The sequence below is a fragment of the Kineococcus sp. GCM10028916 genome (genome assembly GCF_042674865.1).
Taxonomy (GTDB): Bacteria; Actinomycetota; Actinomycetes; order Actinomycetales; family Kineococcaceae; genus Kineococcus.
Window position 1 is genome coordinate 251,655 of sequence record NZ_JBHTFM010000018.1, and the last position, 18,598, is coordinate 270,252.

The 18,598-nt window shown below is 71.8% G+C and carries 20 protein-coding genes; 9 read left to right on the forward strand and 11 right to left on the reverse strand.

Features of this window, described 5'->3' with window-relative positions; genetic code table 11:
- Positions 1 to 246 precede the first annotated feature (246 nt).
- Together ACFQ46_RS20265 and ACFQ46_RS20270 are read left to right on the forward strand one after the other, a co-directional pair.
- Positions 247 to 1,335, forward strand: coding sequence for a fatty acid desaturase family protein (locus tag ACFQ46_RS20265; protein WP_380261446.1), 1,089 nt, complete (start codon positions 247 to 249; stop codon positions 1,333 to 1,335).
- 182 nt (positions 1,336 to 1,517) lie between these two features.
- On the forward strand, positions 1,518 to 1,721 hold the full coding sequence (locus ACFQ46_RS20270; RefSeq protein WP_012086670.1) for a cold-shock protein: 204 nt from the start codon (positions 1,518 to 1,520) through the stop codon (positions 1,719 to 1,721).
- 82 nt (positions 1,722 to 1,803) lie between these two features.
- Here ACFQ46_RS20270 and ACFQ46_RS20275 read toward each other — a convergent pair whose 3' ends face one another.
- Positions 1,804 to 2,310 carry a DinB family protein gene (locus ACFQ46_RS20275; RefSeq protein WP_380261448.1) on the reverse strand — a complete coding sequence of 169 codons (507 nt, stop codon included), beginning with the start codon at positions 2,308 to 2,310 and terminating at the stop codon, positions 1,804 to 1,806.
- Between the two features lie 47 nt (positions 2,311 to 2,357).
- Complete coding sequence (locus ACFQ46_RS20280; RefSeq protein ID WP_380261450.1) at positions 2,358 to 2,714, reverse strand: VOC family protein; 357 nt, start codon at positions 2,712 to 2,714, stop codon at positions 2,358 to 2,360.
- 103 nt (positions 2,715 to 2,817) lie between these two features.
- On the opposite strand from ACFQ46_RS20280, the gene ACFQ46_RS20285 reads away from it, so the two are divergent.
- Entirely contained in the window at positions 2,818 to 3,651 is an 834-nt protein-coding gene (locus ACFQ46_RS20285; RefSeq protein ID WP_380261452.1) for a class I SAM-dependent DNA methyltransferase, read from the forward strand.
- Here ACFQ46_RS20285 and ACFQ46_RS20290 read toward each other — a convergent pair.
- The 7 genes from ACFQ46_RS20290 to ACFQ46_RS20320 are packed head-to-tail and all read right to left on the reverse strand — an operon-like array spanning position 3,549 to position 10,530.
- Complete coding sequence (locus tag ACFQ46_RS20290) at positions 3,549 to 4,709, reverse strand: ABC transporter substrate-binding protein (protein ID WP_380261454.1); 1,161 nt, start codon at positions 4,707 to 4,709, stop codon at positions 3,549 to 3,551. The genes ACFQ46_RS20285 and ACFQ46_RS20290 overlap by 103 nt on opposite strands.
- Positions 4,706 to 5,476: an ABC transporter permease gene (locus ACFQ46_RS20295; RefSeq protein WP_380261456.1), complete on the reverse strand. Its 771-nt coding sequence runs from the start codon at positions 5,474 to 5,476 to the stop codon at positions 4,706 to 4,708. The genes ACFQ46_RS20290 and ACFQ46_RS20295 overlap by 4 nt, the downstream gene beginning before the upstream one ends.
- The gene (locus ACFQ46_RS20300; RefSeq protein ID WP_380261458.1) at positions 5,473 to 6,279 is read right to left on the reverse strand and encodes an ABC transporter ATP-binding protein; all 807 of its coding nucleotides are present in this window, start codon (positions 6,277 to 6,279) and stop codon (positions 5,473 to 5,475) included. The genes ACFQ46_RS20295 and ACFQ46_RS20300 overlap by 4 nt, the downstream gene beginning before the upstream one ends.
- Positions 6,276 to 7,211, reverse strand: coding sequence for an ABC transporter permease (locus ACFQ46_RS20305; RefSeq protein WP_380261460.1), 936 nt, complete (start codon positions 7,209 to 7,211; stop codon positions 6,276 to 6,278). Before ACFQ46_RS20305 ends, ACFQ46_RS20300 begins: the two co-directional genes overlap by 4 nt.
- Positions 7,208 to 8,248: a TIGR03842 family LLM class F420-dependent oxidoreductase gene (locus ACFQ46_RS20310; RefSeq protein WP_380261462.1), complete on the reverse strand. Its 1,041-nt coding sequence runs from the start codon at positions 8,246 to 8,248 to the stop codon at positions 7,208 to 7,210. Before ACFQ46_RS20310 ends, ACFQ46_RS20305 begins: the two co-directional genes overlap by 4 nt.
- 12 nt (positions 8,249 to 8,260) lie before the next feature.
- On the reverse strand, positions 8,261 to 9,685 hold the full coding sequence (gene hydA / locus ACFQ46_RS20315; protein ID WP_380261464.1) for a dihydropyrimidinase: 1,425 nt from the start codon (positions 9,683 to 9,685) through the stop codon (positions 8,261 to 8,263).
- Complete coding sequence (locus ACFQ46_RS20320) at positions 9,682 to 10,530, reverse strand: nitrilase-related carbon-nitrogen hydrolase (RefSeq protein WP_380261466.1); 849 nt, start codon at positions 10,528 to 10,530, stop codon at positions 9,682 to 9,684. Before ACFQ46_RS20320 ends, hydA begins: the two co-directional genes overlap by 4 nt.
- Positions 10,531 to 10,640: 110 nt before the next feature.
- Between ACFQ46_RS20320 and ACFQ46_RS20325 the strand changes: the two genes are divergently transcribed.
- Positions 10,641 to 11,822 carry a PucR family transcriptional regulator gene (locus tag ACFQ46_RS20325; RefSeq protein WP_380261468.1) on the forward strand — a complete coding sequence of 394 codons (1,182 nt, stop codon included), beginning with the start codon at positions 10,641 to 10,643 and terminating at the stop codon, positions 11,820 to 11,822.
- A 36-nt stretch (positions 11,823 to 11,858) separates the two neighbouring features.
- Here ACFQ46_RS20325 and ACFQ46_RS20330 read toward each other — a convergent pair whose 3' ends face one another.
- Both ACFQ46_RS20330 and ACFQ46_RS20335 read right to left on the reverse strand, forming a co-directional pair.
- Positions 11,859 to 13,079 (reverse strand): pyridoxal phosphate-dependent aminotransferase, encoded by a 1,221-nt coding sequence (locus ACFQ46_RS20330; protein ID WP_380261555.1) that lies wholly within the window; start codon positions 13,077 to 13,079, stop codon positions 11,859 to 11,861.
- A 56-nt stretch (positions 13,080 to 13,135) separates the two neighbouring features.
- On the reverse strand, positions 13,136 to 14,059 hold the full coding sequence (locus ACFQ46_RS20335; protein WP_380261470.1) for a DMT family transporter: 924 nt from the start codon (positions 14,057 to 14,059) through the stop codon (positions 13,136 to 13,138).
- Between ACFQ46_RS20335 and ACFQ46_RS20340 the strand changes: the two genes are divergently transcribed.
- The 5 genes from ACFQ46_RS20340 to ACFQ46_RS20360 all read left to right on the forward strand — a co-directional run bounded on the left by ACFQ46_RS20340 (position 14,058) and on the right by ACFQ46_RS20360 (position 18,597).
- Entirely contained in the window at positions 14,058 to 15,470 is a 1,413-nt protein-coding gene (locus ACFQ46_RS20340) for a PLP-dependent aminotransferase family protein (protein WP_380261472.1), read from the forward strand. The two genes, ACFQ46_RS20335 and ACFQ46_RS20340, sit on opposite strands and share 2 nt — an antisense overlap.
- 53 nt (positions 15,471 to 15,523) lie before the next feature.
- A complete protein-coding gene (locus tag ACFQ46_RS20345) occupies positions 15,524 to 15,658 on the forward strand; it encodes a hypothetical protein (protein WP_380261474.1) in 135 nt (44 codons plus the stop codon).
- Positions 15,659 to 15,681: 23 nt separating this feature from the next.
- Entirely contained in the window at positions 15,682 to 16,254 is a 573-nt protein-coding gene (locus ACFQ46_RS20350) for a YdcF family protein (protein WP_380261476.1), read from the forward strand.
- Between the two features lie 181 nt (positions 16,255 to 16,435).
- Positions 16,436 to 17,278 (forward strand): fumarylacetoacetate hydrolase family protein, encoded by an 843-nt coding sequence (locus ACFQ46_RS20355; protein ID WP_380261478.1) that lies wholly within the window; start codon positions 16,436 to 16,438, stop codon positions 17,276 to 17,278.
- Positions 17,278 to 18,597, forward strand: a complete 1,320-nt coding sequence (locus tag ACFQ46_RS20360) for an L-fuconate dehydratase (protein ID WP_380261480.1) — start codon at positions 17,278 to 17,280, stop codon at positions 18,595 to 18,597. The genes ACFQ46_RS20355 and ACFQ46_RS20360 overlap by 1 nt, the downstream gene beginning before the upstream one ends.
- The last annotated feature ends 1 nt before the right edge of the window (position 18,598 follow it).

Here is an 18,598-nt window from a genome sequence, read left to right on the forward strand (position 1 = left end):
GCGCGGTGCCCTGCGTGCCGTCACAGTCGCGAGGGCTCGCAAACGGCACCGCAGAAGCCTAAAGGCGTCGGCGTGGGCACCGATGGGGGGTTCCACTCGTTGGCCTACCGTGGGGCTCGCTGCGGGAGGTCGCAGCGCTGAACGAGCCACACCGCTGTGTCTGTCACGGGTCCGCATCCCGGGCACTGCGCGAGGACGCGCCGCCCGGTGCCCCTCTGAACGCCCGCGAGGAGACCAGTGACGACCATGCCCACGACCGAGTCCGTGTCCGACCCGGTGCAGCCGCCGCCCGCACGGGCGCGCCGCAGCACCCCGTACGCGACACTCACCGCGGCCGTCCAGGACGCGGGCCTCATGCGCCGGCGGACGGGGCACTACTGGTGGCGCATCGCGTTCACCACGGTCGCCTTCCTCGCCGTCGTCGCGGGGGCGTTCCTCCTCCGGGACTCCTGGCTGGTGCTGCTGGTCGCCGCACCGCTCGCCCTGGTCCTCACCCAGTTCGCCTTCCTCGGCCACGACGGGGCGCACAAGCAGATCTTCGCCTCGCACCGCGGCAACGAGTGGGCGGCCCGGATCTTCGCCGCGTTGCTGACGGGTCTCAGCTACGGCTGGTGGATGGGCAAGCACACCAAGCACCACCAGGCCCCCAACGCCCGGGGGATCGACACCGACATCGAGTCCGAGGTCGTCTCGTTCCACGAGGAGGCCGCCGCCGGTCGTCGGGGCGTCCTGCGCTGGGCCACGGCCAAGCAGGGCTACTGGTTCTACCCGCTGCTGCTGCTGGCCGGGCTCAACCTGCACGTCGACTCCACGAAGTCGCTGATCAGCGGCCGCCGGGCCAAGAAGCGCTGGATCGACGCCTCCCTCATCGTCGTCCACTGGGGCGTCTACCTGGCCGCGCTCGTGCTGCTGCTCGGGCCGGCTCGCGGTGCCGCGTTCTTCGGCGTCCACATGGCGGCCTTCGGCGTCTCGATGGGCGGCGCCTTCGCGCCGAACCACGTCGGCATGCCGATCGTGGCGCGCGAGACCAAGGTCGACTTCATCCGTCGCCAGGTGCTGATGTCCCGCAACATCTCCGGCGGCTGGTTCGTCGACCTCTTCATGGGTGGTCTCAACTTCCAGGTGGAGCACCACCTGTTCCCCTCGATGCCCCGGCCCAACCTGCGCGCCGTCCAGCCGTTCGTGCGCCGCTTCTGCGCCGAGCACGGCATCGACTACACCGAGACCTCGCTGCCGCAGGCCCTCAAGGACATCGTCGCGTACCTCAACGACGTGGGCCTGGCCGCTCGCGACCCGTTCCGGTGCCCGCTCGTGTCGCAGCTGCGCGCCAACTGAGGAGAGCGCAGCACGGGGACTGGACATCAGGCCCGATCGTGCTAAGTTCTTCCTAGTCGCAGTTTCTCGACGTGCTTTTGCGCCCCGGGATTCACTCGAGGGTCCAGCACGCTTTCCAGACCAGGTCAGCCCCTCGGCGACGAGCTCCACTACGGTGGGGCGTACACCTTGAGGAGGCCATCATGGCTCAGGGAACTGTCAAGTGGTTCAACGGCGAAAAGGGCTTTGGCTTCATCGCCCCGACCGACGGTGGCCCGGACGTCTTCGTCCACTACTCCGCGATCGCCGGTAACGGCTTCCGCAACCTGGAAGAGAACGACCAGGTCGAGTACGAGGTGACCCAGGGCGCCAAGGGCCCCCAGGCCTCGAACGTCACGCGTCTCTGATCTTCAGACGCTGACGGTCTGACCGTCCTACGATCCCCGTCCCAGCTTCGGCTGGGGCGGGGATCGTTGCGTTCCGGTAGCTTCAGCGTCGCTCCAGCACCCCGCGCACGAAGGCCGCCTGCGCCGCGTGCTCGAGGTCGTCGTCCAGCACGCTGACCAGGCGGACCCCCAACGTCACCGGCGGGTCCCACGCGTCGTCGACGACCCGGTCCAGGTCAGCCTCGGAGAGTCCGCCCAGGAAGTCGACCGTCCGTGCCTGCACCGCGTCGAGGTACCCCGTGAGCAGTTCGGCGCCCACCCGCACCTGACCCACCTGGTCCGCGTCGAAGCCGTACCCCGTCTCACTCGGTCCGAACGCCAGGGCGAAGCGCTCCGCCCAGCCGTCCGCCGTCCAGGTCTGCTCGTGCCCGGCGACGTCACTGACGTGGTCGTCCTGCACCCGGGCCAGGTGCCACACCAGCCACGCGATCGAGTTCGCCCCCGGGTCGAAGCGGGCGCTCAGCGCGTCCTCGTCCAGGCCGTCGACCGCTGCGTGCACGAGCGGGGGGATGCGGCCGTAGCCGTCCAGCAGGATGTCCTTGGCGTCCATGCCCCCTGCCTATCCCCGCCCCGCCACCACCGCACGTCCGGGCGCGACTACGCCTCGGGGCGGAAGGCGCAGAACTCGTTGCCCTCGGGGTCGGCCAGCACGTCCCACGGGCGGTCCTCGGCGCGAGGCCGCACCATCGTGGCCCCGGCCGCGAGGAGGCCGGCGAGGTCCCCGACGACGTCGAGGTGCATCCGGTTCTTCACCGTCTTGGGCTCCGCGACGGGGTTGACCCAGAGGAACGGGCCCGCACCGGAAGGGTCGCGCAACGGGACCGGCCACGTCGGATCCCGCGGGCCGTCGCCGGACTCGTGCCGGACGTAGCCCAGGACGGCGCACCACCAGTCGGCCTGCGCCTGGTGGTCCCGGGCGTCGAGGCAGAGGTCCTTGAAACGCGCGACGGCCACGGCCGGCTCCTCCCGATCGGTACCCGGACCCTGCCACGGGGTGGGCGCGGCTTCCACCGAAAACCCGGTGCGGGCGCGGAGTCGACCGCGCCAGGCTCGGAGCGTGCCGGACCCGGTCTTCGCCCACCCCCGCCTGGCCGCCCTCTACGACGTCTTCGACCACCCCCGCCCCGACCTGGTGCCCTACGTCGCCCTCGCGGACGAGCTCGGCGGGCACCACGTCCTGGACGTGGGGTGCGGGACGGGTGTCCTGGCCGCCCTGCTGGTGGCCGCGGGGTACGAGGTGACCGGCGCTGACCCGGCGCTCGCGAGCCTGGACGTCGCCCGGGCCCGACCGGGGACCGCGGCCGTGACGTGGCTGCCCGTGGAGGCGGCGCAGCTTCCCGCGCTCGGGTGCGACCTGGCCGTGATGACCGGCAACGTGGCCCAGGTGTTCGTCACCGACGAGGACTGGGACGCGGCGCTGCGAGGACTCGCCCGGGCGGTGCGGCCCGGCGGCCACCTGGTCTTCGAGACCAGGCGCCCGGAGGCCGAGGACTGGCGGACCTGGTCAGGACCGCCGCAGGTGCGGACGGTCCCCGGGGAGGGGACCGTCCGCACGGAGTTCGAGCTGCTGGCGGCCACGCCGCCGCTGGTGACCTTCCGCACCGTGTTCACCTTCGCGGACGGGGAGCGGTTGACCTCCGAGTCGACGCTGCGCTTCCGCGGCCCGGCCGAGCTGCGCTCCTCCCTCCTCCGCCACGGGTTCACCGTGGCGGAGGTGCGGGAGGCGCCGGACCGACCGGGCCTGGAACACGTGGTCCTCGCCTCCCGGTCCCCGTCGGGAGGAGGGGCTCAGGCGCCGCCGGCGGCCAGCGTCACCGTCTCGGGGGCGAACGCCGCGCCCTTGACGTCGACGCCCGCGGAGGTCAGCTCGTCGAGGGCCTGCTGGACGTAGTCGTTGGTCCAGGCGTCCTCGTCGGGTTCCTCGGTGATGACGGTCTGGCCCTCGGCGTTCTTGGTGTCCATGGCAATCTGGACGGTCTGCTCCCAGGCGGTCGCATCGATGAGCCCGGCCCCGCCGGCCGCCGGCCAGACCAGCTTGTTGACCTCGTTGACCTGCCACAACTGGTGGCTCGCCCCGAGCGTCGACCCCTTGGCCACGACGATGTCCCGCGCCTCCTCGGGGTTGTCCCGGGCGAAGACCCAGCCCTTGATCGAAGCCTTGAGGAACTTGACGGTCTGCTGCTGGTAGGCGGTGTCGGCCAGCTTCTCGGTGCTGGCCCAGACCGCGTCCTGCAGCATCGCGGTGCCGACGTCGTTCCAGTTCAGGACGTTGAAGTCGGCCGCGGTGAAGAGGGAACCCGTGTCCGGGTTCTCCGCCTCGAGGAGCTGGGCGAACTCGTTGTACGTCATGGCCTGCGCCGCGTCGATGTCACCCTGCAGCAGACCGAGCATGTCGAACTGCTGCTGCACCAGCTCCACGTCCGAGCTCGGGTCGAGTCCGGCCGCGGTCATCGCGGCGAAGAGTTCGTACTCGTTGCCGAAGCCCCAGTTCCCCACCTTCTTGCCCTTGAGGCCCTCGACCGCGGTGATGCCGGTCTTCGTGAAGGAGACCTGCAGGGTCCCCGACCGCTGGTAGATCTGGGCGACGTTGGTGATGGCCGCACCCTGTTCGCGGGAGGCGAGGGCCTTGGGGACCCAGGCGATGGCGTAGTCGGCCTGGCCCTGGGCGAGGACGGTCTGCGGCACGATGTCGGACCCGCCCTCGAGGATCTGGACGTCCAGCCCCTCGTCGGAGTAGTAGCCCTGGTCGAGCGCCGCGAAGTACCCGGCGAACTGTCCCTGGGTGACCCACTGCAGTTGCAGCTTGACCGTGGTCGTCCCGGAACCCCCGGAACTCGCGGCGGTACCGGACGACGTCTCCTGGTCGGCGCTCCCGCAGGCGGCGAGCCCGACGGCGGTCGCGGCACCGGCCCCGGCGAGCAGGGCGGAACGGCGGGTGGGGTGGTTCACGAGGGCCTCCTGGTGAGAGTGGTGGGGGACAGCAGTCGCTCCAGGAGCAGGGCGACCAGGTAGAACACGAGGCCGAGGGCCACAGCCCCCAGGACGTAGGACCAGGCCCGCGGGTAGGCGGTGGCACTGGCGGCCGAGGTGATGCGCGAACCCAGTCCGTCCTGGCGACCACCGAAGTACTCGGCGACGACCGCCGCGATGACCGACAACGAGGACGCCAGGCGCAACCCGGTGAACGCGAACGGCACCGCGCCGGGCAACCGCACGTACCGGGTGACGGCCCACCCGGAGACGGCCAGCGAGCGCATGAGTTCCGCGTGCACCGGGTCGATGCGGCGCAACCCTCGCGCGGTGTTCACGAACAACGGGAAGAACACCGCGACGGCCACGACGAGGCGGCGGGGGACCGGGCTGGTGGACCCGAACATCGCGTTGAACACCGGGGCCAGCGCGATGATCGGCATGGCGTTCGCCGCGGCCGACAACGGACTGAGCACCTCGTCGAACAGGCGCAACCGGGCCGCCAGCAGGGCGGCGACGACCCCGGCCAGGGAACCCGCCACGAGGCCGGTGAACGCGGTCGTCCCCGTGGCGGTGGCGGCCTGGACGACGTCTCCCGCGACGGTGCCGAACGCCTGCGCGATCGCGACCGGGGACGGCAGCACGAACGTCGCGATCCGGCCGGCCACGACGACGGACTGCCAGAGCAGCAGGACCGCGACCCCGACGACGACCGGTGGGGCCAGGGTCCTCGGGAACCGCGTCACCGGTCGTCCCCGTGCAGCGCCGCCGCCGGTGACTCCCTGCCCCGCAGGGCCTCGCGGACGGCGGTGATCCCGGCGAAGAACGCGGGGTGCTCGCGTGCGTCCTCGTCCCGGGCGGGGAGGTCCACCTCGACGACCCGGACGATGCGACCCGGCCGCGGTGACATCACGACGACCTGCGTCGAGAGGAACACCGCCTCGGGGATGGAGTGGGTCACGAACACGACGGTCGTCCCGGTGCGTTCCCGGATGGCGAGGAGTTCCGCCTGCATGCGTTCGCGGGTCATCTCGTCGAGGGCGCCGAAGGGTTCGTCCATGAGCAGCAGCGGGGGTTCCTCCGCCAGCGACCGGGCGATCGCGACGCGTTGCTGCATGCCGCCGGAGAGTTCCGCGGGTTTCATGCGGGCGAAGTCGGCGAGCCCGACGAGGTCGAGGAGGTGGCGGGCGCGTTCGGCCCGTTCGGCCTTGCCGACCCCGTGCAGTTCCAGCGGGAGCTCCACGTTGCGCTGCACGGTGCGCCACTCGAGGAGTCCCGCCTGCTGGAAGGCGATCCCGTAGCCGTGGGCGAGTCGCGCCCGGTGCGCGGACACCCCGCCGACGAGGACCTCACCCGCGGTCGGGGTGACGAGGTCCGCGATGCAGCGCAGCAACGTCGACTTGCCGCACCCGGAGGGTCCGATGAGCGAGACGAACGCGCCGGGTTCGATCGTGAGGTCGATGCCGGAGAGGGCGTGGACCTCGCCGCGGGCGGTGGTGAAGCGCTGGTCGAGGTGCGAGATCTGGACGGCGGGGGCCGCGGGGGTCATCGTTTGCCTCCGTGACGCAGGAGCAACAGGTCGAGCAGCGAGACGAGCCCGGCGGCGAGCAACCCCAGCAGGGCCGCGCCGAGGATGGCCGCGTAGAGGCGGCCGGGGGCCGAGGTGGCCTGCTGGGCGTACTGGAGGATCAGCCGGCCGATCCCGCCGCGGGTGCCGGTGGAGATCTCCGCGACGATCGCGCCGACGACGGCCTGCGCCGCGGCGAGGCGCAGCGCGGGGACGAGGTGCGGCACGCTGGCCGGGAACCGCAACCGCAGCAACGTCTGGCGGTGGGTCGCGGCGAAGCTCGTGAACAGTTCCTCCGAGGCGCTCGTGGGCGCCTGCAGACCGCGCAGCATGCCCAGTGCCACCGGGCAGAACGCCAGGTAGCCGGAGATGACGACGACGGACATCCAGGGTTGCCAGGCCAGTGTCGGGGTCAGCTGGAGCTTGCCGCCCCAGCCGGCGATGAGCGGGGCGATGGCGATGATCGGGACGGTCTGGCTGAGGACGACGTAGGGCAGCAGTCCCCGTTCGGCGAGGCGGGAGCGCTGCATGAGGACGGCCAGCACGACCCCCACGAGGCCGCCGAGCAGCCAGCCCCCGACGGCCATCGTGAACGTCCGCCAGGCCGAGGCCACCACGGCGACCGCCACGGTGCGCGAGCCCGGGACGGACACCTCCTGCTGGTCGAGGGTGGCGAGCACGTCGAGGACCCCGGGCATCGACCGGGGGTCGGCGCGGGGCAGGACGCGTTGCCCGCCGACCTCGACCCCCTGCACCGGGCCGACGGCTCGGTAGAGCTCCCACAACGCCAGGAGCACGACGACGCCGAGCAGAGCCATCCCGGTGCGCCGCAGCCCGGCCCGGACCCGGTCCGTGGGCCGACCGGGGACGGGAGCTTCCGCGGTGGCCGCCGTCGTGGCCAGGAGTCCGGTCACGAGACCGCCGTCACGGTCTCGGCCAGGGCCGGCAGGACGAGGTCGCCGTAGGCGCGCAGCGTCTGTTCCTTGGCGTCGTGCTGCAGGTACAGGGCGAACTGGTCCACCCCGAGGTCCTCCAGGTCCCGCAGCCGGGCGATCTGCTCGGCGGGGGAGCCGAGCAGGCAGAACCGGTCGACGATCTCGTCGGGTACGAAGTCGGCGTGGGTGTTGCCGACCTGCCCGTGCTGGTTGTAGTCGTAGCCCTCGCGGCCCGCGATGTAGTCCGTCAACGCTGCGGGCACGTCGCTGTCGCTGCCGTAGCGCTCGACGATGTCGGCGACGTGGTTGCCGACCATCCCGCCGAACCAGCGGCACTGCTCCCGGGCGTGGTCCAGGCCGACCTGGCTGCCGTCGGTGACGTAGGCGGGGGCGGCGACGCAGATCTTCACGGTCTCGGGGTCACGGCCCGCGGCCGCCGCCGCGTCCTTCACCGTCCTGATGGTCCAGGCGGTGATGTCGGGATCGGCGAGCTGCAGGATGAACCCGTCGGCGACCTCCCCGGTGAGCTGCAACGCCTTGGGGCCGTAGGCGGCCACCCACACCTCGGTCTGCCGGCCGGCTCCGTGGTCGGTCGCCCACGGGAACCGCACGGTCTGGCCGCGGTGCTCGACGGGCCGGCCGTTGGACAGTTCCCGGATCACGTGGACCGACTCGCGCAGTGTCGCCAGCGTCGTGGGTTTCCCCGACAACGTCCGCACGGCGGAGTCTCCCCGCCCGATGCCGCAGATCGTCCGCGGCCCGTACATCTCGTTCAACGTCGCGTAGGTCGAGGCCGTCACCGACCACTCGCGGGTGGCCGGGTTGGTGACCATCGGTCCCACGACCACCTTGCGGGTGGCCTGCAGGATCGCGGAGTGGATGACGTAGGGCTCCTCCCACAGGACGTGGGAGTCGAACGTCCAGACGTGGGAGAACCCGTAGGTCTCCGCGGTCCGGGACAGTTCGACCACCCGGGAGGCGGGTGGGGTGGTCTGCAGCACGACGCCGAAGTCCATCGCGTTCTCCTTTCAGCGCAGGTACTGGGACAGGCCGCGGGGGACGAACCTCCCGTGGCCCGGGCTGCCCGAGTACGTCCCGCGGTCGACGATCACCGCACCGCGGGACAGGACGGTGCGGACGGAACCGGTCAGCTCGAAACCCTCGAAGGCGGAGTAGTCGATGTTCATGTGGTGGGTCTCGGCCGAGATCCGGGTGGTCGCGGCCGGGTCGTAGACCACGACGTCGGCGTCCGAACCGGGGGACACGGTGCCCTTGCGCGGGTACATCCCGAACATCCGGGCCGGCGTGGTGGAGCAGGTCTCGACCCAGCGCTGCAACGACAGGTGCCCGTCGACGACGCCCTGGTGGACGAGGTCCATCCGGTGCTCCACCCCGCCCATGCCGTTGGGGATCTTCGAGAAGTCCCCCCGGCCCAGTTGCTTCTGGTCCTTGAAGCAGAACGGGCAGTGGTCGGTGGAGACCACCGCGAGGTCGTCGGTGCGCAGGCCCCTCCACAGGTCCGCGGCGTGCGGTTCGTGCCTGGAGCGCAGGGGGGTGGAGCAGGCGTACTTGGCGCCCTCGAAGCTCCCCGGTCCCCCGGCTCCCAGGTGGTCCTCGAGCGTCAGGTAGAGGTACTGCGGGCACGTCTCGGCGAAGACGTTCGCACCCTTCGCGCGTTCGGTCGCGATGCGTTCCAGCGCCTGGGAGGCCGAGACGTGCACGACGTAGAGGGGGGTTCCGCCGGCGACGTCGGCGAGGGCGATGGCCCGGTTGACGGCCTCCGCCTCGAGCGCGGCGGGGCGGGTGGTGCCGTGGAACACGGGGTCGGTGTCGCCGCGGGCCAGGGCCTGCTGGACGAGGACGTCGATGGCGGTGCCGTTCTCGGCGTGCATCATGATCGTGGCGCCGTTGTCGGTGGCGCGTTGCATGGCCCGCAGGATCTGGCCGTCGTCGGAGTAGAACACCCCCGGGTAGGCCATGAAGAGCTTGAAGCTGGTGATGCCCTCGTGGGTGACGAGGGAGTCCATCGCCGTGAGCGAGTCGTCGTCCACCCCACCGAGGATCACGTGGAACCCGTAGTCGATCGCGGAGTTCCCGGCGGCCTTGGCGTGCCAGGTCTCCAGCGCCCGCTCGACGACCTCACCGGTGCGCTGGACGACGAAGTCGACGATCGTCGTGGTGCCGCCCCAGGCCGCGGCGCGGGTTCCCGTCGCGAACGTGTCGCTCGCCTCGGTCCCGCCGAAGGGCATCTCCATGTGGGTGTGCACGTCGACCCCACCGGGCAGGACGTAGCAGCCCGTCGCGTCGATGCGGGTGTCCACCTCGAACGCGAAGGACCCGGGGGCCAGCAGGGCGACGACGGTCTCGCCCTCGATCAGCACGTCGGTGGGGACGGCACCCGTCGAGGAGACCAGGGTGCCGTTCTCGACGAGAGTCCTCCGTCCCGTGGTCACGGCCGGACCAGGTCGCCGTAGGAGTCGGGGCGACGGTCGCGGTAGAACTGCCAGTCGGTGCGGGCCGTGCGGATGAGGTCCATGTCGAGGTCGCGGATCAGCAGTTCCGGGTTCTCGCTGCCGGCCTTCTCGCCCACGAAGTTCCCCATCGGGTCGGCGATGTAGCTGGTCCCGTAGAACGGCACCGCGTCGTCCCCGAACTCACCGGTCTCGGCCCCGACCCGGTTCGGGACGGCGACGAAGTACCCGTTGGCGGCGGCCGCGGTGGGCTGCTCGAGTTCCCAGAGCCGGTTGGACAGCGAGGGCTTGGAGGCGTTGGGGTTGAAGACGATCTCGGCGCCGGCCAGGCCCAGGGCGCGCCAGCCCTCGGGGAAGTGCCGGTCGTAGCAGATGTAGACCCCGACCTTGCCGACGGAGGTCTCGAAGACGGGGTAGCCGAGGTTGCCGGGACGGAAGTAGAACTTCTCCCAGAACCGGTCCAGGTGCGGGATGTGGTGCTTGCGGTACTTGCCGAGGTACTTCCCGTCGGAGTCGAGCACGGCCGCGGTGTTGTAGAGGACGCCGGGTTGTTCCTCCTCGTAGACGGGCAGGACCATCACGAGGCCGAGTTCCGCGGCCAGCGCCTGGAACCGCTTGACCGTGGGGCCCGGGACGGACTCGGCGTAGTCGTAGTACTTGCTGTCCTGGGTGATCCCGAAGTACGGACCGTAGAAGAGTTCCTGGAAGCACACGATCTGCGCACCGGCGTCGGCGGCCTGGCGCGCGTACTCCTCGTGCGCCTCGATCATGCTCTCCTTGTCGCCGGTCCAGGCGGCCTGGACCAGTGCGACGCGCAGCGTCGTCATGGCACCGCTCCTTCTGCTCGAGGGGGAACGTCTGGGTTCAGAGGATTCCCCTCCGGGCCGATGTCCCACAAGAACGTCGCGACACGGTTTCACCTCGCTAGGGTGTGCACATGCACAGCACCGGAAACGCGGCCGAAACGGCGGCCGTGCGCTCGGTCCTGCTGGAACTGCTCGGCGACGTCGACGCGCTGGCCGAACGCTTCGTCACCCAGCTGATGGAGGTCGTGCCCTACGCCGACGGCGCCGTCGAGCGCGCCCGGCTCCTCGACGACGGGGTCAACACCTACGAACGGGTGCTGCGACGGCTCGTGGACCTGCCCGTCCCGGACCGTCTGGTGGAGCTCTCCCACGCGGTGGGCCGGCACCGGGCGCAGATCGACGTCCCGCTCTCGGCCGTCACCACCGGGACGCGGTTGCACTTCCGCGTCGTGTGGGAGGAACTCGCCGACCGGTTGACGCCCGAGGCGCTGGTCGCCGCGGTCACGTTGCCGGTGCAGTTGTGGCAGGCCGTCGAGGAGCACTCCAACGACGTGCAGATCGGTTACCACGAGGCGGCGACCGCCCTGGCCTACGAACGCGACCGGGACCGCCGGCGCATCGTCGAGGCCTTCCTGGACTCCGACGGTGAGGACGGGGAGCTGCTGGCCCGGGCCGCCGCGGTGCTGGGCGCCGGGGTCGGCGACGACGTCTTCTGCGCGTTCGTGCCCTCCCGCACGGCCGTGGCCGGGCTCGTCGGGAACTCCGCCGGTGTGCGACTGCACGAGTGGCGCGGCGGGACCGTCGTCCTGGCGACGCGGCCCCGGGGGACCTGGCCCGCCGACGAGGTCGCCGCGGGGCGGGCCGCCGTCCCCGCGGTGCTGCGCTCGGTGCCGTGCGGGGTCGGCCCGCTGGCCCGTGGACTGGCTCGCCTGCCGCGGGCGGTCCGGGTGGCCCAGCAGGTCGCGGGGGCGCTGCCGGCCGGGGCGACCGGACCGGTGCGGCCCGCGGACAACGCGCTGGCCGTCGCGGCCCGCGCGCTGGGGGCGATCCGCGACGACGTGGCCGACGACGTGCTGCACGACCTGCTCGCCCTCACCCCACCCGAGCGCGACCGGCTACTGGAGACCCTCGACACCTTCACCGCGACGGGTTCCGTCGCGGTGACGGCGGAGCGGACGTTCTGCCACCGCAACACCGTGCTCAACCGGCTCCGGCGCATCACCGAGTGCACGGGGCTCGACGTGACCGTGCCCGACCAGGCGGTCGTCCTGCTGCTCGCCCTCACGGCCTGGCGGCAGCGCACGGGGGGCTGACCCGCGCGCCGGGCCGGGCGGTTCGTCGGGGGGCGGTCACGCCATCGAGGACAACCGGTCGGTGAGGAACGTGCCGATCCGCCCGATGGCGCTCTCCAGGTCCTCGACCCGGGGGAGGGTGACGATCCGGAAGTGGTCGGGTTTGGGCCAGTTGAACCCGGTGCCCTGCACGACGAGGACGTGCTGGGACTCCAGCAGGTCCACGATGAGCTGGTAGTCGTCCTTCACCTCGTGGACCTCCGGGTCGAGGCGGGGGAAGCAGTAGAGCGCGCCGCGGGGTTTCACGCAGCTCACCCCCGGGATCTCGTTGAGGAGTTCCCACGTGCGGTGCGCCTGTTCGGCGAGGCGACCACCGGGCAGGACGAGGTCGTTGATCGACTGGTGCCCGGACAGCGCGGCCTGCACGACGTACTGCGCGGGGACGTTGGCGCACAGGCGCATGTTGGCCAGCAGGTCGAGTCCCTCGATGAAGCCCCGTGCGTGCCGCTTGGGTCCCGACAGGTACATCCAGCCGGACCGGAAACCCGCGACCCGGTACGCCTTGGACAACCCGTTGAACGTGATGCACAACAGGTCGGGGGCGAGCGAGGCCGTCGAGACGTGCACGGCGTCGTCGTAGAGGATCTTGTCGTAGATCTCGTCGGAGAGGACGAGCAGGCCGAACTCGCGGGCCACCTGCAGCATCCCCTCGAGGACGGGTCGCCCGTACACCGCACCGGTGGGGTTGTTCGGGTTGATGACGACGAGGGCCTTGGTGTGGGGGGTGACCTGCGCGCGCAGGTGGTCGAGGTCGGGTTCCCAGCCGGCCGACTCGTCGCAGAGGTAGTGCACCGCGCGACCGCCGGCGAGGCTGACCGCCGCCGTCCACAGCGGGTAGTCGGGGGCGGGGACGAGGACCTCGTCGCCGTCGTTGAGCAGCGCCTGCATCGCCATGACGATGAGTTCGCTGACCCCGTTGCCCATGTAGACGTCGCCCACGCCGACGTTCGGGACGCCCTTGAGCTGGCTGGACTGGACGACCGCGCGGCGGGCCGAGGGGATGCCCTTGCTGTCGCTGTAGCCCTGCGCGACGGGGAGGTTGGCGATCATGTCCTGGAGCAGTTCGTCGGGAGCCTCGAACCCGAACGGGGCCGGGTTGCCGATGTTCAGCTTGAGGATCCGGTGTCCGGCGTCCTCGAGCTGCTGCGCGCGGCTGAGGGCCGGCCCGCGCACGTCGTAGAGGACGTTCGCGAGTTTGTCGGACTGCTCGAAGTTCATCGTCGCGCCTGTTCTGGGTTCCGTGGACGGGTCGGTCATCGGCTCGTGACAGCTTGTCACGATCGGGTCCGCGAGCGGACGGCGAGGGCGGCGGACCCGATGACGAGGAGTCCGCCCACGGCCGTCGTCGCGGTCAGGGGTTCCCCGAGCAGCAGGGCCGCCCAGGTGATGGTCAGGACGGGTTGCACCAGTTGCACCTGGCTGACCCGGGTCATCGGGCCGATGCCCAGACCGCGGTACCAGGCGAAGAACCCGAGGAACGTGCTGACCACGGCGAGGTAGCCGAAGGCGGCCCACTGCCCGGCCGTGGCGGCCGGGGGAGTGCTCACCGCGGAGGCGAGGGTCAGTGCGAGCATCACCGGTGAGGCCAGCACGAGGGCCCAGGAGATCGTCTGCCACGACCCGAGTTCCCGCGCCAGCAGCCCGCCCTCGGCGTAGCCGATCGCCGCGGCCGCGACGGCCCCCAGGAGGAGCAGGTCGGCGTGGTGCAACCCGCCTGCCCCACCGCCCTGCACGGCCGCGAAGCCGACGGCGGCGGCCGCTCCGATCGCCGCGGTGACCCAGAAGGTCGTCGGCGGTCGCTCGCCGGTGCGCAGGACGGCCGTCACCGCGGTCGCGGCCGGCAGCACGGCGATGACCACGGCACCGTGGACGGCGGGGGTGCTCGTCAGGGCGAAGGAGGTGAGCAACGGGAACCCGGCCACCACCCCGCCCGCGACGACCGCGAGGCGCAGCCACTGCCGAGAGGTCGGGCGCGCGGCCCGGGTCACCCGCAGGGCCAGGGCGGCGGGCACCGTCGCCACGACGGCGCGCCCGGAACCGATGAACAACGGGGCCAGCCCGCCCACCGCGATGCGGGTGAGGGGGACGGTGAAGGAGAAGGCGAGCACGCCGAGGCCGCCCCAGAGCAGTCCACCGGCGGCCGGCGCAGGCGGTAACACCTGGCGCGGAACCCCGATAGCGTTACTCTGTCTGCTCATGGTCGACGATAGCACCGTCACGGTGGCCGACAGCCTGCGCGCGTGGGTGGCGACCGCCTCCCCCGGGTCGCGGCTGCCGTCGAACCGCGAGCTCGTTGCACGGTTCGGGGTGAGCCCCGTGACCGTCCAGAAGGCGTTCCGGCAGTTGACCACCGCCGGCCTCATCGAGACCCGGCCGGGGGTCGGCACCTTCGTCCGGGCCCGACCCGCCGTGCGGCCGGCGGACTACGGCTGGCAGACGGCGGCCCTGCGGGCTCCGCACACCCGACCGCCGACCGTGTCGGCGCCGATGCGTTCCGCCGACCCGGACGCCATTGCGCTGCACTCCGGCTACCCGGCCCGCGACCTGCTGCCGGAACGGCTGTTGCGCAACGCCTTCGCCCGGGTGGGCCGGAGCGAGTCGGGGTGGACGCGGTCGTCGGTGGCGGGTGACCCCGACCTGCGGTCCTGGTTCGCCGGGGAGCTCGCGGCGGTCACCGCGGCCGGGACCACCCCGCCCGCGGCGCGCGACGTCGTCGTCCTGCCGGGAACCCAGAGCGGACTCAGCTCGGTGTTCCGGGCGCTCGTGGGTTCCGGGCACCCGGTGCTGGTGGAGTCCCCGACCTACTGGGGTGCCCTGCTGGCCGCGGCCCAGGCGGGGGTGGACGTCGTCCCGGTCCGGGGTGGCCCCGACGGGCCGGACCCGGCCGACCTGGCCCGCGCCTTCACCGAGACCGGCGCCCGCGCGTTCTACGCCCAGCCCACGTTCGCGAACCCCACCGGAGCGTGGTGGAGCGCGGAACGGGCCGACCAGGTCCTCGACGTGGTGCGCGCCCACGACGCCTTCCTCGTCGAGGACGACTGGGCGCACGACTTCGCCGTCGAGGGTGAGGTGTCGCCGGTCGCCGCCCGGGACGACGCGGGTCACGTCGTCTACCTGCGGTCGCTGACCAAGAGCGTGTCGCCGGCCGTGCGGGTGGGAGCGCTGGTGGCCCGCGGACCGGCCCGCGAGCGCATCCTCACCGACCGCCTCGCCGAGTCGGTCTACGTCAGCGCCTTCCTGCAGGCCGTGGCCCTGGAGGTCGTGACGGCTCCCGGCTGGCGCACCCACCTGCGGACGATGCGGGGGAACCTGCGGGCCCGTCGTGACCTGATGGTCGAGGAACTGCAGCGCCGGGTCCCCTCGGCGCACCTGGCGCTGGTCCCCGCCGGTGGCCTCAACCTGTGGGCCCGGTTGCCCGAGGGCACCGACGTCCAGCGCCTGGTGCGCGAGTGCGAAGCGGAGGGCGTGGTGGTCGCGGCGGGCGACGAGTGGTTCCCGGCCGAACCGTCGGGACCGTTCGTGCGGGTGAACTACTCCGGGCCCGAACCGGAGCGGTTCGGCGAGGGGCTCGCGATCCTCGGGCGGGTGCTGGCCCGGCAGGAGGGGTGAGGGCCGTCCCTGCCCTCCTTGCCGTCCTTGCGTGATCAGGAGAGGGTGGTCGGGTGCGACGCCTCACCCACCACGTCGGGACGACCCTCGACGGGTCCGTCGCCGGGCCCGCGGGTGAGTCCGACTCCTTCCCGGTCAGCACGTTCGACCGCGGGGCGGTGGTCCTGTCCTGCGCCAGGCAGCGCTGACGGCGGCCGGCCTCGGTGCCGGCGTGTTCCTCGTCGTCGAGGCCGCCCACCGGGTCGCCTCGCGGCGGGGGTTCCCGGCGGGCGGGGGAGGCGGCGCACCCGACGTCGTCCTCGTCCTCGGCTGCCCGTCCCGCCGCGACGGCTCGCTGCACCCCCTGCAGCGCTGGCGCACCGAGATCGCCGTCCGGACCGCACCCGCTGCGCGTCTGGTGTTCTCCGGTTTCGCGGGGAACCAGGGGCGCAGCGAGGCCGCGGTCATGGCCGAGCACGCCCGGGACGACCTCGCCGTCCCGCCCGACCGGATCGTGCTCGAGACCGCCGCCCGCACCACCTGGGAGAACGTCGAGCTCACCCTGGGGGAGCTGCAGCAGGGCGGACGGGTGGCCATCGCCTCCTCCCCGCTGCACGCGTTGCGCGCCCGCCGCTACCTCCTCCAGCAGCGGCCGGACCTGGCGCTGCGGCTGGTGCCCGCGGCGGACTACCGCTTCGGTGAACGGTGGCGCTGGAAGGCGCTGACCCTCCTCTACGACGTCCTGCGCTCGGTGTCGTTCCGGCTCCGCGTCGACCGAGCAGGTGAGACATCCGATGTCCAGTGACGAATACCGGGACTGGGAGCGCCTTGACACGGTCAGGCGCCGAGGGGAGGCTTCAGACATCCGAGGTCTTCTGCGCGGCTCGGTGCGGTCCGTGCCGCGGTGACACCGACGTCGCCCACCCTGCGCGCTACCGCGTTGTCCGGCCCCGGCGGCCGCTGAACCACCAACGCCTAGGAGAACCATGAAGATCATGCGCATCGGAGCACCGGGTTCGGAACGGCCCGTGGCCCTGCTCGGGGACGGTCGCCACGTGGACCTCTCGGAGGTGCTCGACCCGCGCACGGCGTGGACCGAGCAGGACCTCGACCGGGCCCGCGCGGCCCTCGCGGACGCCGCCCCGACCGACGTCGCGGGGCAGCGGGTGGGCAGCCCGATCCCCCGACCGGGCGCCGTCGTCTGCATCGGGCTGAACTACCGCGACCACGCGGCCGAGACCGGTGCGCAGGTGCCCGGAGAACCCGTCGTCTTCCTCAAGGTCCCCTCGACCGTGATCGGCCCCTTCGACGAGGTCCTCGTCCCGCGGGGCAGCGTGAAGACCGACTACGAGGTCGAACTCGGGGTCGTCCTCGGCCGCCGGGTCCGCTACCTGGACTCCGCCGAGGAGGGGCTGGCCGCCGTCGCGGGCTACGTCGTGTCGCACGACGTCTCGGAACGGGAGTTCCAGCTCGAACGGGGCGGTACCTGGGACAAGGGGAAGAACTGCGAGACGTTCAACCCGCTCGGTCCGTGGTTCGTCACGGCCGACGAGGTGCCCGACCCGACGTCGCTGGGCCTGCGGTGCTGGGTCGACGGTGAACTCCGTCAGGACGGTACGACGAAGGACCTGGTGTTCGGGATCGGTGAACTCGTCCGCTACCTCAGCCGGTTCATGGTGCTGGAGGCCGGTGACGTCATCAACACCGGGACCCCGGCGGGGGTGGCCCTGGGTCGGCCCGACCCGAAACCGTACCTGCGGGCCGGGCAGGTCGTGGAGTGCGAGATCGACGGCCTCGGCCGCATGCGGCAGACGGTGGGGGCGGCCTGATGGCCCGGTTCACGACGTTCACGACGCACGACGTGCGCTTCCCGACCTCGCGCGACCTCGACGGCTCCGACGCGATGAACCCCGACCCGGACTACTCCGCCGCCTACCTCGTCGTCGGCACCGACGCCGCCGACGGGTTGCAGGGGCACGGTTTCGCGTTCACCATCGGCCGCGGCAACGACGTGCAGGTCGCGGCCATCGAAGCCCTCGCCGGCCACCTCCTCGGCCGTGACGTCGACGCGGTGCTCGACGACATGGGCGCCACGTGGAAGTCCTTCGTCGACGACTCCCAGCTGCGCTGGCTCGGTCCCGAGAAGGGCGTCATGCACATGGCGATCTCCGCGGTCGTCAACGCGCTCTGGGACCTGCGGGCCAAACGGGCGGGGTTGCCGTTGTGGGACCTGCTGGGGCGCATGTCCCCGGAGGAGCTCGTCGCGCTCGTCGACTTCCGCTACCTGACCGACGCGCTGACCCGCGACGACGCGCTGCAGATCCTGCGCGCCGCGGAACCGGGACGGGCTGACCGCCGGGAAGAGCTGCTGCGCAGTGGTTTTCCCGCCTACACGACGACGCCCGGCTGGCTCGGCTACTCCGACGAGAAGCTCGTGCGGCTCGCGCACGAGGCCGTCACGGAGGGTTTCACCCAGATCAAGCTGAAGGTCGGCGCGAACGTCGAGGACGACGTGCGGAGGATGCGCATCGCGCGGGAGGCCGTCGGACCGGACGTGCGGATCGCCGTCGACGCCAACCAGCGCTGGGACGTCGGCCCCGCGATCGAGTGGATCGGAGCGCTCGCGCCGTTCGACCCGTGGTGGGTGGAGGAACCGACGAGCCCCGACGACGTCCTCGGTCACGCCGCGATCCGCCGGGCCGTGAGCCCCGTGAAGATCGCCACGGGTGAGCACGTGCAGAACCGGATCGTGTTCAAGCAGCTCCTGCAGGCCGGTTCCCTCGACGTGCTGCAGATCGACGCGGCCCGCGTCGCGGGGGTCAACGAGAACGTGGCGATCCTGCTGCTCGCCGCGAAGTTCGGCGTCCCGGTCTGCCCGCACGCGGGTGGCGTGGGGTTGTGCGAACTCGTGCAGCACCTGTCGATGTTCGACTTCGTCGCCGTCGCGGGAACCACGCAGGACCGGGTGATCGAGTACGTCGACCACCTGCACGAGCACTTCGTCGACCCCGTCGACGTCTCCGGCGGGTGCTACCACGCACCGCGGAACCCCGGTTTCAGCGCGGAGATCCACCCGGGGACCCTGCAGCACTTCGCCTTCCCGGACGGCGCCGAGTGGCGCCCCGTCACGACGGAGGTACCGGCGTGAG

What these genes read in the sequence shown, in the direction of transcription:
- ACFQ46_RS20265 (WP_380261446.1), top strand. Translation starts at nt 247, where the DNA reads ATGCCCACGACCGAGTCCGTGTCCGACCCGGTGCAGCCGCCGCCCGCA.
- ACFQ46_RS20270 (WP_012086670.1), top strand. Translation starts at nt 1,518, where the DNA reads ATGGCTCAGGGAACTGTCAAGTGGTTCAACGGCGAAAAGGGCTTTGGC.
- ACFQ46_RS20275 (WP_380261448.1), bottom strand. Translation starts at nt 2,310, where the DNA reads ATGGACGCCAAGGACATCCTGCTGGACGGCTACGGCCGCATCCCCCCG.
- ACFQ46_RS20300 (WP_380261458.1), bottom strand. Translation starts at nt 6,279, where the DNA reads ATGACCCCCGCGGCCCCCGCCGTCCAGATCTCGCACCTCGACCAGCGC.
- ACFQ46_RS20310 (WP_380261462.1), bottom strand. Translation starts at nt 8,248, where the DNA reads ATGGACTTCGGCGTCGTGCTGCAGACCACCCCACCCGCCTCCCGGGTG.
- ACFQ46_RS20320 (WP_380261466.1), bottom strand. Translation starts at nt 10,530, where the DNA reads ATGACGACGCTGCGCGTCGCACTGGTCCAGGCCGCCTGGACCGGCGAC.
- ACFQ46_RS20325 (WP_380261468.1), top strand. Translation starts at nt 10,641, where the DNA reads ATGCACAGCACCGGAAACGCGGCCGAAACGGCGGCCGTGCGCTCGGTC.
- ACFQ46_RS20330 (WP_380261555.1), bottom strand. Translation starts at nt 13,079, where the DNA reads ATGAACTTCGAGCAGTCCGACAAACTCGCGAACGTCCTCTACGACGTG.
- ACFQ46_RS20340 (WP_380261472.1), top strand. Translation starts at nt 14,058, where the DNA reads ATGGTCGACGATAGCACCGTCACGGTGGCCGACAGCCTGCGCGCGTGG.
- ACFQ46_RS20335 (WP_380261470.1), bottom strand. Translation starts at nt 14,059, where the DNA reads ATGAGCAGACAGAGTAACGCTATCGGGGTTCCGCGCCAGGTGTTACCG.
- ACFQ46_RS20355 (WP_380261478.1), top strand. Translation starts at nt 16,436, where the DNA reads ATGAAGATCATGCGCATCGGAGCACCGGGTTCGGAACGGCCCGTGGCC.
- ACFQ46_RS20360 (WP_380261480.1), top strand. Translation starts at nt 17,278, where the DNA reads ATGGCCCGGTTCACGACGTTCACGACGCACGACGTGCGCTTCCCGACC.